The sequence below is a fragment of the Pseudoalteromonas sp. MMG012 genome, from assembly GCF_018100875.1.
GTDB lineage: Bacteria > Pseudomonadota > Gammaproteobacteria > Enterobacterales > Alteromonadaceae > Pseudoalteromonas > Pseudoalteromonas aurantia.
In genome coordinates this window covers 97,861-112,151 of the sequence record NZ_JAGJEF010000010.1, presented here as the reverse complement: position 1 = coordinate 112,151, position 14,291 = coordinate 97,861, and the positions used below count along the sequence as shown (strand labels likewise).

General features: G+C 40.4%; 13 protein-coding genes. 3 read left to right on the top strand and 10 right to left on the bottom strand.

Translation table 11 applies throughout. The features are described from left to right. Positions 1 to 22: 22 nt before the first annotated feature. Complete coding sequence (gene cysE, locus J8L97_RS05765) at positions 23 to 844, bottom strand: serine O-acetyltransferase (protein WP_192506380.1); 822 nt, start codon at positions 842 to 844, stop codon at positions 23 to 25. 229 nt (positions 845 to 1,073) lie between these two features. Here cysE and J8L97_RS05760 point away from each other — a divergent pair, with 229 nt between their 5' ends. Then, on the top strand, positions 1,074 to 1,454 hold the full coding sequence (locus J8L97_RS05760; protein ID WP_211048200.1) for a diacylglycerol kinase: 381 nt from the start codon (positions 1,074 to 1,076) through the stop codon (positions 1,452 to 1,454). A 261-nt stretch (positions 1,455 to 1,715) separates the two neighbouring features. Here the strand turns inward: J8L97_RS05760 and J8L97_RS05755 are convergent, their stop codons facing one another. Next, the gene (locus J8L97_RS05755; RefSeq protein ID WP_211048199.1) at positions 1,716 to 4,586 is read right to left on the bottom strand and encodes a pitrilysin family protein; all 2,871 of its coding nucleotides are present in this window, start codon (positions 4,584 to 4,586) and stop codon (positions 1,716 to 1,718) included. A gap of 258 nt (positions 4,587 to 4,844) precedes the next feature. Here J8L97_RS05755 and J8L97_RS05750 point away from each other — a divergent pair, with 258 nt between their 5' ends. Continuing rightward, positions 4,845 to 5,801 carry a methylenetetrahydrofolate reductase gene (locus tag J8L97_RS05750; RefSeq protein ID WP_192506377.1) on the top strand — a complete coding sequence of 319 codons (957 nt, stop codon included), beginning with the start codon at positions 4,845 to 4,847 and terminating at the stop codon, positions 5,799 to 5,801. 28 nt (positions 5,802 to 5,829) lie between these two features. Here J8L97_RS05750 and J8L97_RS05745 read toward each other — a convergent pair whose 3' ends face one another. From J8L97_RS05745 to proB, 7 genes are all read right to left on the bottom strand, one after another. After that, positions 5,830 to 6,795: a sensor domain-containing diguanylate cyclase gene (locus J8L97_RS05745; RefSeq protein ID WP_211048198.1), complete on the bottom strand. Its 966-nt coding sequence runs from the start codon at positions 6,793 to 6,795 to the stop codon at positions 5,830 to 5,832. A 101-nt stretch (positions 6,796 to 6,896) separates the two neighbouring features. Continuing rightward, on the bottom strand, positions 6,897 to 8,129 hold the full coding sequence (locus J8L97_RS05740) for a DEAD/DEAH box helicase (RefSeq protein WP_192506375.1): 1,233 nt from the start codon (positions 8,127 to 8,129) through the stop codon (positions 6,897 to 6,899). Positions 8,130 to 8,214: 85 nt separating this feature from the next. Next, a complete protein-coding gene (locus tag J8L97_RS05735) occupies positions 8,215 to 8,907 on the bottom strand; it encodes a DUF3581 family protein (RefSeq protein WP_211048197.1) in 693 nt (230 codons plus the stop codon). 142 nt (positions 8,908 to 9,049) lie between these two features. Beyond that, a complete protein-coding gene (gene gltX / locus J8L97_RS05730; RefSeq protein WP_211048196.1) occupies positions 9,050 to 10,534 on the bottom strand; it encodes a glutamate--tRNA ligase in 1,485 nt (494 codons plus the stop codon). A 97-nt stretch (positions 10,535 to 10,631) separates the two neighbouring features. After that, positions 10,632 to 10,997, bottom strand: a complete 366-nt coding sequence (locus tag J8L97_RS05725; protein WP_192506372.1) for a glutathione S-transferase N-terminal domain-containing protein — start codon at positions 10,995 to 10,997, stop codon at positions 10,632 to 10,634. Positions 10,998 to 11,039: 42 nt separating this feature from the next. Then, positions 11,040 to 12,017 (bottom strand): GGDEF domain-containing protein, encoded by a 978-nt coding sequence (locus J8L97_RS05720; RefSeq protein ID WP_211048195.1) that lies wholly within the window; start codon positions 12,015 to 12,017, stop codon positions 11,040 to 11,042. A 63-nt stretch (positions 12,018 to 12,080) separates the two neighbouring features. Continuing rightward, a complete protein-coding gene (proB, locus tag J8L97_RS05715; protein ID WP_211048194.1) occupies positions 12,081 to 13,190 on the bottom strand; it encodes a glutamate 5-kinase in 1,110 nt (369 codons plus the stop codon). Between the two features lie 367 nt (positions 13,191 to 13,557). Here proB and J8L97_RS05710 point away from each other — a divergent pair, with 367 nt between their 5' ends. Further along, positions 13,558 to 13,737, top strand: a complete 180-nt coding sequence (locus J8L97_RS05710; protein ID WP_409455149.1) for a hypothetical protein — start codon at positions 13,558 to 13,560, stop codon at positions 13,735 to 13,737. Between the two features lies 1 nt (position 13,738). Here the strand turns inward: J8L97_RS05710 and J8L97_RS05705 are convergent, their stop codons facing one another. Then, the gene (locus J8L97_RS05705) at positions 13,739 to 14,239 is read right to left on the bottom strand and encodes a DUF1543 domain-containing protein (RefSeq protein WP_211048192.1); all 501 of its coding nucleotides are present in this window, start codon (positions 14,237 to 14,239) and stop codon (positions 13,739 to 13,741) included. Positions 14,240 to 14,291 lie beyond the last annotated feature (52 nt).

The following is a 14,291-nucleotide window of genomic DNA, read 5'->3' as shown; positions in this document are numbered from 1 at the left end:
TACAATTTAGCGGTAAAATAAGTTACAGCATCGCACTCGTATAAGAGTCGTTCACTGACTGAGGTTGATCTTCTAAGAAATTTTGATTCATGCTTTCTGCTGGACATGGACAACTCGGTTTGCCCACCACTTTCGCAGGGATCCCCACAACCGTTGTATGTGGTTCGACGGGGTTTAGTACCACTGAACCCGCACCAATTCGAGCTCCTTCCCCTACTTCAATGTTACCAAGCACTTTTGCTCCCGCTCCAATTAATACACCGGCACGTATTTTTGGATGTCGATCGCCTTGTTCATTACCTGTACCACCTAAAGTGACTGACTGCAAAATAGAAACGTTATCTTCTATGATGGCAGTTTCCCCTATGACTATACCAGTCGCATGATCAAACATAATGCCATGACCGACTTTACAAGCAGGATGGATGTCAACACCAAATACTTCGGAGGTACGGCTTTGAACAAACCTAGCCAGCTCTTTTCTGTTTTGTCGCCATAAGCAGTGGGCAAGTCGATGTGCTTGTATCGCATGAAAACCTTTCAGATTCAAAATTACTGTTAAGTAACTATCGGCAGCGGGGTCTCGATCTTTAACAGCTTTTATATCATGTGCCACATGAGTCAACATTTTGTCACAATCAACAAAGGCTTGGTCAAATAACTCTCTAATGGTAAATGCAGACACCACCGCATCTGCAAGTTTATTAGCCACAATAAAACTTAATGCAGAGCCCAAACATTCATGATTAAGCACACTAGAGTAAACATGGCTGGCGAGCAAAGGCTCTACATTGACTAATTCTTTAGCCTCTTTTTGAAGTTGTTGCCAAATTTCATGACGCATAAGGAAACCTAAATATGGAGGTAGTATTCGCTGATTCTAACGGCTAAACATAGGATATGTTACTGCTATTCAAAACCTTCTCGATATTAGTTATAACAAACTGCTCTTTGTAGAGCAATCATATCAGCGCTTTGGTCATGATGAAGTCACAAATGAATGGTATAAATATGCGCACCTTTATATTAAGTTCAACATGTTAGGTTAGTTTATATTTAACATAGGGCAACTCATGGCACAAACAAGCAAACCCAATGGAACTGGCGTTGTGAGAATCATCAATGCCACTCGTTGTTCGATAGAGGGGTTCATTGCTGCATATAAAGAAGAAGCCGCATTCAGACAAGAGCTTTATTTAATACTGATATTATTCCCCTGCTCATTTTTTGTGGCTAAAAGTATCACACATTGGGCATTACTCATTAGTGTGTTGCTATTGGTGTTGATTGTTGAATTACTGAATTCGGCAATCGAAGCCCTCACTTACAGAGTCAGTAAGTCCCACCACGTATTATCGGGCAAGGCAAAAGATATGGGGTCTGCCGCAGTTACACTTACTTTAGTGATTGTTGCGCTCATCTGGGGAAGCGCTGCCGTTGATTATTTTATCTAGTTAAGCTCAGGTATGGATAAGGGTTTTGGCATAGAAAATGTTTTAAAACAAACTTACGTACATTCAAATGATGATATTTAGTTCAATATCAAGGCGCTTTTATGCAGTAATAGCGGGCTATTACAAATGAAAGCAACGCCGAGAGTGAAAAAATAGCTTTATTGGGCAAATTCGCTTATCCAGAGCTGAGGTTAGTTATTAATCAGAAAAGCCGCGATATACTCGCGGCCTTATTACTTACTTCAATAATGATAAAGTCGTTTACTCAAAGAGTCGTTTCACATCTTGCACATCAATATTTGCTGCTGGAATTGATAACTGATAACTCTCAATGTGCTTATCTTCATTAATTAAAGTATCAGGTTTATCTGAATTATACTTCATAGGAGATACTTGCTCAGACGCCAAACGTTGTTGCATGTCTTTACCATCACCAGTGATGAATACGTAATGCATATTCTCTGTTTGTAGTGTCTCTTTAATCACCCGGTTTACGTCATCTACTGTTAAAGTGGCCAATTGCTTGCGCACATATTCAACGAAGTTCCCTGTATTATAATACTCCCCGTCTAGGGCATACCCTAATTGGCGACTTTGGCTCGCAACAAGTTGCGGTACAAAATTACTCAAAAAGTTACGCGTCGCATTAAAATCTTTGTCACTCATACCATTGGCAATCAGTTTATCTAACTCAAATTGTGCAACGCGTGTTGCGAAGTGTGCATCATTATTTGAGCGTAATGGACGTAACCAGATTTGAAATATTTGCTCCGAACGCCCTAAGTTCGCATCAGGTTTTGTCTGGAACATGCCGCGTGGGAAATACTCAATATAAGAGTAATCCCCATAGTTCATGCCACGGGTTTGGCGAATACGCTTATACAAGAAACTGTTTGAACTACGGTGCTCACCAAAGTATGAGCGGACTAACCACAGAGCAGTCCAATCTTTAGAGCTACGAATTGTATCTATTGGAAAGCCAAAAGACACCGCCGTTGACTTTGCACTTTTTTCTACAATTGTTGCATGACGGCCGCTTAATACTGGCGCATCTGGCACCATTAGACGCGCTTCTTCCCCTTTAGGTAATTTAGCTAAATCTTGTAACATCTGTGCTTTAACTGTATTTGAAAGCGCACCAGTAACCCCAACATTGAGTTTTGCTTGGGTAAACTCTCTCTGATAGAACGCTTTCACATCTGCAAGTGTTAATGCCTCTAAATCTGACAAATCACCGAAGTTGTAACTTTCATATGGATGACCTTGATACAGTTTGTGATAAAGCACTTCTTTACCAAGCTCTTCATCATTAGATGATTTTAACCCAGATTTAATCCCATCGATAAGCTCTTTCTTTAGACGTTTAAAATCATCCTCTCGAAAACCAGGCTCTAACAACTGTGCGCTAATTAAATCATACCATTGCTGCGCATTGTCTTTATGAACACGACCATGCAATGAAATCATTTCTTTATCAATTTGATACCCAAAGCTACCAGCGATTGGATATAACGCAGCTTGAATTTCTTTGTAAGATTTAGTTTGTGAACCTCCATTGGCGATCATGGCAGCCGTTAGTGCTGCAACACCTTTTTTACCGGCAGGATCCGCAGCAGCACCGGTATAAAACAGTAAATTCACATCAACAAGCGGAGAGCTATTGGTTTTATCCAACACCTTGAAGTGCTGCTCTACTGGCTGTTTAGCTTGATTGACAAGCACTGAAAGTGGTTTCTCTTCTTCGAAGCCTGATACTTCATCTAAATCTGACATTGTCACCGTTGTACGGTTAGTGTCTACAAAATACTTATTCGCAACGGCCCTAATATCTGTCGAGGTGACCGAATCTGCTGATGAGTAAAGTTGATTGATCACTTCAGGGTCTCGCTTAAAATGCATATATCTGGCAAGCGTTGAAGCAATGGCCTGCGATGAATCAAGGCCATTAATAAAGCTATATTTACGGTTTGATTTTAGTGCGGCTAGTTTATCTTCGTCCACAAGCTCAGTGCGCGCTTCGGCGTACGTACGATTAACGGCATCTCTAACTCGTGCTAAGTCTTGCTCTTTCTCAACTTTAACAAACACATGCAATAATCCTGGATCTTTAGTCTCAGGGTTATACGGAAACATTTGACTGGCGATTTGTTTATCAACCACAAGCTCTTGATAAAGTGCTGAGTTCTCACCAAAATACAGCTCAGAGATCAAATCCAATGCCGCTCGGTCTTTCTTTTCAGGTAACCATGGCGCGCCTTTATAAGAAACCAATAACCAGTGTCCAGGCATACCTTCGAACTGCTCATGCACGTATTTTGCTTCAGTTTGCTTTGGTTCAACCGGTACTTCAGCCTTGAAGTCACCTTTTTTCCAGTTCCCCCAATGTTGCTTCACTGCATTCATTGTTTCTTGTGGGTCAACGTCGCCCACAATGATCATTGACACATATTCAGGTTTATAAAAGCGCTCAAAGAATGTCTGTCCGTAGGCCATTTGATCAGGCATCGCTTCAATGTCTTCGAAAAACCCCATAGTCGTGTGCTTATAGGTATGTGTATCAAAGGCTTCTTTACGTACTGCCGACAATAACTTGCGAACCGGATTTGCATTATTCTTTAAGTACTCACCTTTTACAGTCAATGCTTCAGTGCGAAATTGCTCTTCTGTATAGGATAAATTTTGGAAAATATCTGCTTCAATTTCAAGTACTTTATTCAAGTGCTCCTTTGAAAAGCTGAGATAATAGTTCGTATAATCATTGGTTGTATATGCTCGATTGTCTACACCCGAATTTTTCAATATATCTGAATACACATCTTGCGGATATTTTTCAGATCCTTTAAACATCATATGCTCAAAGAAATGGGCAAAACCGGTTTTACCCGCTTCTACTTCATCACGAGATCCCACTGATACGGGGATCTGCAATGAAACAACGTCTGGATAATCCGTTTTCACAATCATCACCCGCAAGCCATTATCTAATTCTTCAATGACATATTCTTGCGAAAATACTTTGTTACTTACCGCTGCACTTTCTGTTGTAACGACATTTTGCTTATTGTTATTACTTATACACCCCGTTAGTGCGAGTGTTACCGCCAAACTCGTTGCCAATAATTTAAATTTCATATGTGTTCCTTGCTCTCAATTTTTATAATTAGCGCTATTAGCTAACTCAACAGAGCAATTATGCCGTAAATTCTCCCGACTTTTACCGGAACTCGACAGATAAATGTAAAAAAATATGTCGATAAATTACAGCAGCATGGCTTAGTTCATGAAAATAATTCATGTTTATTGAATAAGTTTCAACAAATAAATCTATCTAGACGTCTAAATGGCTGCTATATTTACACTATCAAAATGACCTAGGCTGGAATGAGGATTATGGCTTTATCACTGCAAGAGAAAATACAAGACCCTAAACAAGGCGTATACTTAATAGGTACAACGCCACCAAAAATTGGGACTGATAGAGCGCAATTGGAAACCATCGCCAGTAAATTACTCGGTCGATTACACGAAATCGAATATGATGGGGTTGTCATCTACGATATTCAAGATGAAAGCAGCCGTACTCAAGCGCCTAGACCATTCCCATTTAAAAATACCGTAGATCCATGTGAATATAGTCAATTAATTAAAACACTTTCTCATCTTGATGTGATCACATATAAAAGTGTTGCACAGCGTGATGCATCCGAATTTAAAAACTGGTTAACCAACAGCAAAGATAAATTTGATCTCAATAACCTCGTACTTGTTGGCAGTCCATCCTCTACTGGCAACATCAAGTTAAGCTTACCGGATGCTTATAAAGCACTTTCAGAGCATCAAGAGTCATTCTTCTTAGGTGGTGTAACCATCGCTGAACGCCATGCAAATAAAAAAAATGAGCAACAGCGATTAATCGAGAAAACGGCTCAAGGGTGTAAATTTTTCATATCTCAAGCCGTATATAATGCTCAAGCCACAATCGACTTAATCACCAGCTATGTCCGTACATGTAAGCAGCAAGGGATCACACCACAACGTATTATTTTAACATTCACTCCCTGTGGTGGACAAAAAACGCTAGAGTTTATGGAGTGGTTAGGGATCTCTGTGCCAGAGGCGACAAAATGGCGCATGTTAGACTCAGCAAGTCCTTTGAGTGAATCCATACGTATTTGCCGAGAAAATCTCGATTTAATCTTGCAAAGCTGTGCACACTTAGATATTCCGCTAGGGTTAAATATTGAAAGTTTAACTAACCGTAAAGAAGAAATCGATGCATCTATAAACTTATACCGATTACTCAAAGCGACCATGGAATTAAACTTAGCTGAAAAGCAAATTGCATAATCATAAAAATTCAAATATAGAGCTGTTATTAGACCTTACGCCGTGCCGTTTTTGCTTGATACATCGACTTATCAGCTTGGGCAATTAATTGCTCTAAATCAATGAACTTTTCATCGGTTACGGCACTACCATAACTAAACGTTACTTTGGGCAATGCATTACGCGTCAATAGTAATTCAAACTGTTCTTCTAGCCGTTTCATTAATTCAGAAATCCATTCACCATTTGGTCCTTGCACAAACATCAAAAACTCATCACCACCTAGCCTTCCAGCAAGATCATCATCTCGACTGACGCTTGTTATCGCTTGTGCAATACTACTCAGTACTTTATCGCCTGTGGTATGTCCGTATTGATCATTTACTGCTTTAAAATCATCTAAGTCAATAAAAATACAATAAAAATACAACGCCATTTTTAGCGCAATATCACGTTTATGTTCAGCCAAAGTAACAACTGCACGACGATTATAAATATTGGTCAGTGGATCTAGCATCGCAATCGTGCGCATTTTACTAAAGCGGTGCATCAATATAAGATCATCTTCGAGCATATCTCGCAGATGCTCAATTAACTCAACCATACTGATATCATATGATGTGATTTTAAAGTCCATCACACACAGCGTACCGAAGGCGCTACCGTCAGGCCAATGAATAGGAACCCCTAAGTATGACTCAAAACCATCCTCGCTCACTTCTGGGTTAGAGTCCCACTCTGGGTTAATACTCGCATTACGTTCGTACAGTGCCGCATTTTCCGCCACCACTTTTTTACAAAAAATATTGGTTTCAAGGGGGATTAACCCACCAACAGAATAAGGGTTGTCGCTGTTTTTATTTGCAACCAGTACCGAAAAACCCGCTTCCTGTGCCTGTACAATAAAACCAGCCGGTGCATTAAAAACTCTGGCCATTAAATCAATGGTTTTTTGCCATTTTGCCAATGTTTCTTGAGATTTTGTTTGCTGTAATAGCTCAGGATCTGTGGTCATTCGACAACCTCTTAACTGCCTATACGATTTACTCTAGCACCTGTTAAGCATAACAATAAAACCCATATACTGTCGCACCAAAAATAACATTATCACAATAATTATCGGCGACGGCGGTGCGCGCTCTTTCCTAAAATATGCTTTTTATCCCTTTGCTTTCGTGATTTGGCTGAGTTCTTTCGATTATCTTTAGGCTCTTTTGTTAAATCAGGTTCATAGCCTTGCAACCATTGCGGCGTTAAACGCTCGCCAAGTAGTACTTCCAACTCTTCTAATAGCCATTGTTCATCAATACTCACTAAAGACAAAGCGGTACCTGCTTTCCCCGCACGGCCCGTGCGCCCTATACGATGAATATAATCTTCGGCTACAAATGGTAATTGCGCATTAATAACATAATTTAAATCAATGATATCAATACCACGAGCCGCAACATCCGTTGCAACCAACACACGTGTTTTTCCTGATTTAAACTGCGCGAGTGCTTTGTCTCGTGCACCTTGCGATTTATCACCATGAATTGCCAATGTAGCTAACCCATCTTTATTGAGTTCTTTCGCATATTCATCAGCCATATTTTTCGTTCTGGTAAAAATAAGCACTTGTTGCCAGTTATTTTTCCCTATCAAATGCGACATCAATTCTCGCTTGCGATCATCATCCACAGCATAAAACAACTGCTCTACTTTTTCCGCTGCGCTATTATCAGGGTCAACTCCAACTCGTTGCGGCTTTGTCAGCCATTGAGCCGCCAGCTTTTGTACTTGATCATCTAACGTCGCTGAGAAAAGTAAAGTTTGCCTATCTCCTGATAAATGGCGCATGATACGTTTTATTTCACCAATAAATCCCATATCGAGCATGCGATCAGCTTCATCAAATACTAAGTGAGAAACACATGCTAACTTCAATGTCCCTTTTAATAAGTGATCAAGGAGACGCCCTGGTGTGGCCACCACAATATCAACTCCTGCCCTTAGCGCTTTTTCTTGAGGGCTGATATTCGCCCCCCCATAAATACACGCAACTTTTATGCCCGTATGTTGGGCATACGCTTGAGTATTATTCGCAACTTGCTGTGCTAACTCTCGGGTAGGTGCAAGTACCAAAGCACGAACTTGTCCACTATGCTCAGGTACTTGCAATAATTGATGTAAAATTGGCAATATAAAAGCGGCCGTTTTCCCCGTGCCAGTCTGAGCCGTCGCCAAAAGATCTCGTCCAGCTAAAATCTCAGGAATACTTTGTTGTTGTATCGGCGTCGGAGTGGAAAAATTAAGCGTGTTTAACGCCTGATTAAGTTCAGGGGCTAATTGCAGAGATTGAAATGACATGGTGGCTACTCACAGACAAATAAAGTGGCCGAAGTATAACAAATGCGCGCCATAGATGCGCGCATCTAACATTGCTTTCGCTTAGTTACAATGTTGCTTTTCTATTGTTGTAATAGGCAATTAAGTCATCAACAGTCTCTTGACAGTATGCCCTAATCCCAGATACCAACATATGCTTTTCACCTCGGCCTACTTGCTTTCCACCATTAAGTAGCTTGAAGCGCAAAATAATCTTACCGCGCTTGCCTTCATAGCTAAACTCAGGCGTATCAGACTCCAGTTCAATCGCTTCTAAATTTGTATCATCCAAATGAATCGCCATTGATTCGTAAATCACCATGGGTCGAGCAGGATTGATCATGACATTTTGCTGTGCCATGAGCGGGATAATTACATGCGGAAAGGCTGTTCCAGAAAACTCGACATACTTTTTCGTTAAACTCTCAATAAGACTCGGACAAAGATTAGCATCCCCATCACGTTTAACTGACATCATGACTTTGTCATTTGAGGTGATATCAAATTCTTCATTTCCTTGCGGAAAATTCAATTGAGATGTTTCATCAACCATACCTAAAAATGAAAAGTGCATATTGTCGCTGATACCATAACGCTGCAATACTAACGCAAAGAGTAAATCACCAGGTACGCAAAACTTTTTAGCATCAACATCATGAAGTGGATTAAAATCATCTGCGATTTGTTTTGCAAATTGACTACCTTGCTCACGGGTGATCACCACGTGCTCGCCTTGTTCTTGGTAAAAACGACTTAACATATATTCTTTCTTTATCAGCTATAAAACCGCGCTATGTTATCAGAATATTTACAAAAAGAGGTCGAATCTGTTGAAATTTAAACATAAAAAAAGCCACAAACGGTAAATGTGGCTTTTTATAGATGTAATTCAAAGAATTAGATTATGAGTTGGGGTAATCCCTATAAGCTTTTTCTAGCTTTTTAGCTTGCTTTTTCGAGACACCAATATGTGCAAGCGCCACACGCAAACGTGCGCGGGATAGATCGGAACCTAAGATTTCCATTGCATCTAACACCGACGTAGACGACGCTTTCCCCGTCACAGCAACAAAAATTGGTTCTAAAAACTCTTTAATTTTGAGTTCATGGAAAGTTGATACTGATTTAGCAATGGCAAAGATTTCACTTTTTTCCCAGCTACGTAACCCTTCTAGTTCCCAGATAAAAAATTGTAGAGCTTGACGTACAGTCTCTTCCTCTGCTTTACCTGCGGTCAATAATGCAGGGTCATACTCAGGAATACCGCCAACGAAGTGACCCGCTAAATCAACCAGGTCTGATAGCGTATTTATACGTGCTTTTGCTTCAGGCAAAATACGCGCGAGTGTTTGACTATTAAACTTCCAGTCAACAAAGCGCTGGATAAGCTGTTCGTCAGTCAAATTTTCACGGATCCAAAGACCATTTAGCCAGCTTAGCTTATCGACATCAAATACCGGACCGCCCAATGAGACTCGCTTCATATCAAAGTGCTCTATCATTTCTGCTAGCGTGAACTTTTCACGCTCATCAGGCATAGACCACCCCATTCGACCAAGATAGTTCAGTACAGCCTCAGGTAAAAAGCCCATCTCTTTATAATAATTGATAGAGGTTGGGTTCTTTCGTTTGGAAAGCTTCGATTTATCTGGGTTACGTAGTAGTGGTAGGTGGCCTAATATCGGCGCTTCCCAACCAAAGTCTTCATAAAGCTTTAGCAATTTAGGAGCGGAGTTAATCCATTCTTCACCACGGAAAATATGACTGATCTGCATATGATGGTCATCGACCACGTTCGCCAAGAAATAAGTTGGGAAACCATCCGCTTTTAATAGCACTTGCATGTCGACATTTTCCCACGGGATCTCTATTTCATCGCGCAAGTAGTCATTAAACTTAAACGTGCCTTCAGCTGGGATCTTCATACGAATAACGTAAGGTACACCGGCTTCTAGGTTTGCTTTAATTTGCTCTTCGCTTAAGAGTAAACCACGTCCATCGTATTTTGGACGTAAGCCCTCAGCCATTTGCTCTTCTCGCATTTGGTCTAACTCTTCAGCTGTTGCAAAACAATAGAAAGCTTTCCCCGCTTCAACTAGCTGGTGTGCATATTTTTTATATATGTCACTACGTTCTGACTGACGGTAAGGGCCTAACTCACCACCAACATCAGGACCATGATCCCACTCAAGGCCCAACCAACGTAAGCTATCCATAATTGCGAGTTCTGACTCTGAAGTGCTTCGCACCTGGTCTGTGTCTTCAATACGTAATACAAACTCACCACCTTGCTGTTTAGCAAAACAGTAATTAAACAGTGCAATATAAGCGGTGCCTAAATGCGGATCACCTGTCGGTGACGGGGCTACACGAGTACGGATAGTCATGTGGATTCTCTTAAATATCAGACGATAAAATATGGGTTGATATGCTAGCATATCAACCCATATTCTCAAATTTTCTCATTGTTCATTGAACGGCAAATTATGCAGCGTTATCGAGCTTTTGTAGATAGCTGACAATATCACTTGATTCATATAACCAAGTTACTTTGTTATCTTGTTCAATACGTAGACAAGGCACTTTAACTTTGCCGCCTTGCTCTGCTAATTCTTGGCGATATTGTGCATTACCTTTGGCATCACGAGTTTCTATTTTTAGCCCTTCTCGTTTAATCGCTCGACGCACTTTTACGCAAAACGGGCACGCTTTAAACTCATACAGTTTAAACTGTGCAGTTTGCGTATCCAGTGCCAATTGCTGTTCTGATGGGCGCTTTTTACTGCTAGGTGTAAAAATAAAATCAAGTAATAAGATTATGCGCCCGAGTAACCAACGTACAAATTTCATGTTTATTCCCATGTCTAAATTATAGGGCAATCATATCACAAGCTAAAACAATTCAATATCGCTATGGATTGGTTCTAAGGGCACTATGTTTAAATCATCAAAAAAGGTCATTTTATTACGACCATGTTGTTTGGAATAATATAACGCTTGATCAGCTTGGTGGACTGCCTCTGATGTTTGTCCAATATTAACCAAAGCAACAAAACCGCCACTGACCGTAATCGAACCCACTTGTGGGAAACGAGCTGCTTCAATCAACATCCGAATCCGCTCTAACCCGTTAAATGCAGTGGTAGGACATTGGCTCGGAAACAAGACAGCGAATTCTTCCCCACCATAACGAAATACATAATCTTCAGCTCTAAAACTACTTTTTAATAATTGCGCCACCAGCAAAATAACTTCATCGCCAATAACATGACCAAATGTATCATTCACGCCTTTAAAGTTATCAATATCAAGCATCGCTAAGTACCAACGACGTTCAGCATAACCTTGACGCATCGCAGCATGGTTATCACGAGCGACAACACTTAAAACCTTTTCTTCAAAAGTCTGTCTATTCAATAACTGAGACAGGGGGTCAATACACGCATAATGCAGCGTAGACAATTGTTTTACAAATACATTAAGTAAGTGCGCTATTAAAGACTCGAGGGGAGAGATTAATTCATCTTCTATCAGTTCAATAACCAAAAAGCCCAGTATATTATTTTCGAATTTAGCCGGAAAAATACATTTCCTATGGTAATAATGTACTTCTACACTGGGTTTTAGCTTCTCTAACCGCTTTACCTGAGATTCAATATCAACCTCAGTAAGCGTTTCTTCTAAATAAGTAAAAACTATACTTGGTATTTTTTGTGGTGTAAATTGCTTACAAAAAAGTAATGCGTAAGCGTGATTACCTTGAGTAAGGTGCTCAAGAATTTTGTCAAAACACGCATCAAGTGCACATTCGCTTTTTTGATCCAATAAGCGAGCGGTTAACTCATGGCCACACTGAGTCGCTATCGTCATTTTAAGCCTCTCAAATACCCTTGAGATTATAGCTTAGTCTACCCTATACATTTTATGCAGTAACTATACGCATTCAAGTAGCACCATATCGTCCCTATGAAGCACTACATGTGATGATTTACAGCCCAGCTCATCCTCTATTTCTGAGCTGTGACACCCCTTAATGATACTCAACTCGCTGTCTGAAAAGCTGCACAGCCCTTTTGCAATGACGTGACCATGCTGATTCTTAACCATCACCAAATCACCTCGCTTAAACTCACCTTGTGTCGAAATGATCCCTTTAGCTAACAAACTCGCTCCACTGTCAATTAAAGCCTCGCATGCACCTAAGTCAATAATCAATGCACCGCTTGACTTTGGTGCCGATAAGAGCCATTTCTTTCTGCCTTCGACCGGCGCATCGAAACGCACAAAAGTCGTGCTTGGTGCATCATTATTCATTACTTTAGTAATAATATCGACTTCGCTACCTTTCGCTATCACTGTTTCAATCCCAGCTCTTTGTGCAATATCCGCAGCTTGAAGTTTCGTCGCCATACCACCAGTGCCTTGATTGCTCCCTCCACCTCCAGCCAAAGCGCGCAACTTATCGTCCACTTTGCGCACTTCTGCAATTAACTTTGCATCTGGATCATTTCTCGGGTCTGCGGTAAACAGCCCCACTTGATCGGTTAGTAACATTAATTTATTTGCATTGGCCAGTATCGCTACCATCGCCGACAAATTGTCGTTATCGCCCACCGTTATTTCCCGCGTAGAAACCGCATCATTTTCATTAATGATTGGCACGACATTATGATGTAATAATTCATTTAAGGTATCTCGAGCTGTTAAATAGCGTGCTCTATGCTCTACGTCCGCCCGAGTAAGTAACATTTGTGCTACAGGTATGTTGTATAAAGAAAAGAGCGTTTGCCAAGTGTAAATTAGCTGGCCTTGCCCGATGGCAGCTAACATTTGTTTCTCTTTTAATGAGCTGCCACAAGGTTTTGGTAACTGAGCACGACCCGCCGCTACCGCCCCGCTCGATACAAGGATCACCTGATAGCCTTGGCGTTTAAGTTGTACACACTGCCGCACAAGTTCGACCATACGCGGCTTATTTAAGGTTTTCTCACCTGCCGTCAGTACACTTGTGCCCAATTTAATTACAACTATTTCACTTTTCATGCTTCCTCCTGCTCAACAAGCCATCATTTATAACAAAGAGGAAAAACTGTACAAGTAAATTTTGCTCATGTTACTTTTGAGCAGTTGTTAATAATTGCATAAAACCACCATTTTTCGTGCGATTACACGCAGATTGTATACAATCACCAATATAGTCGCGCTAACCTCGCTAAAATGGTATATTTGTTTCTAGAACAGTGATTTATTTAGTTATATTTTATACTAAAATATTTTATGCTTGCGAGTCGGTGAAAATGATTTATCAAATGATCCATATCAAGCCTTGTAACAAAAAGATACGTCATAGTACGCCCCAAGTCTCGGAGGTTTTTTAATGAAGAAACACTCAAAACGTAAGGAGCTAATTATGCTCCCATTATTGTTCGTCGCTATTTTACTTTGCATTGGCGGTCATTTTATTCTGCAACCAAGCTATCAGGACAGTTCTATCGCTGAATATAGCTTAGCAGCACTCCCTTTCATCCTGTTTTCTATTGTTATTATTGCAATAAAAATGGCAATTAAAGCTGAGCAAAAAGACCCGTAAATTACAAAATATGATACCCAAACCAATCTGGCGTCAACGGCTTATTTTTACCGCTGGGTGTTAATTTAATGAAATATTTTTCATCTAATAAATCTATTGCAAAACAATCGTCCACATCATGTAAGTTATCTTTATGGAGGTGACTTGCTCCCACTAATAATTGTGCATAAGCTTGACTTTTTGCCTCTTGAACACTCCTCGCAATAAATAAAGCAAAATCATGCTGCTCAGCAAGATCCGTGGGGTGATACCCTCCCATATTAACAAAGTATAGCTTTTCAGACTGCGAGGTATGCTCGGTTACCAAATTCACTTCATAGCCATTGATGTGCGTAATTTCAGTATAGCTATCAATATGCACCGCATTTTTATCCCCAACCCATTGCGCTTTCAGTTTCGGGTAACATTGTTCAATGTTTTCACCGATAACAAACCGTACATCATGCATTTCAATATGGCACCCGGTAACTCGCCCTCCTAAATACACCATAAACAACTTCATACTACGCCTCCAAAAAAATGCAGTGTGATTTTACACTGCATTTTGTCGATAA

Bases quoted from the DNA above. Each gene is read 5' to 3' on its own strand.
- cysE (WP_192506380.1), bottom strand. From the start codon at position 844: ATGCGTCATGAAATTTGGCAACAACTTCAAAAAGAGGCTAAAGAATTA.
- J8L97_RS05760 (WP_211048200.1), top strand. From the start codon at position 1,074: ATGGCACAAACAAGCAAACCCAATGGAACTGGCGTTGTGAGAATCATC.
- J8L97_RS05755 (WP_211048199.1), bottom strand. From the start codon at position 4,586: ATGAAATTTAAATTATTGGCAACGAGTTTGGCGGTAACACTCGCACTA.
- J8L97_RS05750 (WP_192506377.1), top strand. From the start codon at position 4,845: ATGGCTTTATCACTGCAAGAGAAAATACAAGACCCTAAACAAGGCGTA.
- J8L97_RS05745 (WP_211048198.1), bottom strand. From the start codon at position 6,795: ATGACCACAGATCCTGAGCTATTACAGCAAACAAAATCTCAAGAAACA.
- J8L97_RS05740 (WP_192506375.1), bottom strand. From the start codon at position 8,129: ATGTCATTTCAATCTCTGCAATTAGCCCCTGAACTTAATCAGGCGTTA.
- J8L97_RS05735 (WP_211048197.1), bottom strand. From the start codon at position 8,907: ATGTTAAGTCGTTTTTACCAAGAACAAGGCGAGCACGTGGTGATCACC.
- gltX (WP_211048196.1), bottom strand. From the start codon at position 10,534: ATGACTATCCGTACTCGTGTAGCCCCGTCACCGACAGGTGATCCGCAT.
- J8L97_RS05725 (WP_192506372.1), bottom strand. From the start codon at position 10,997: ATGAAATTTGTACGTTGGTTACTCGGGCGCATAATCTTATTACTTGAT.
- J8L97_RS05720 (WP_211048195.1), bottom strand. From the start codon at position 12,017: ATGACGATAGCGACTCAGTGTGGCCATGAGTTAACCGCTCGCTTATTG.
- proB (WP_211048194.1), bottom strand. From the start codon at position 13,190: ATGAAAAGTGAAATAGTTGTAATTAAATTGGGCACAAGTGTACTGACG.
- J8L97_RS05710 (WP_409455149.1), top strand. From the start codon at position 13,558: ATGCTCCCATTATTGTTCGTCGCTATTTTACTTTGCATTGGCGGTCAT.
- J8L97_RS05705 (WP_211048192.1), bottom strand. From the start codon at position 14,239: ATGAAGTTGTTTATGGTGTATTTAGGAGGGCGAGTTACCGGGTGCCAT.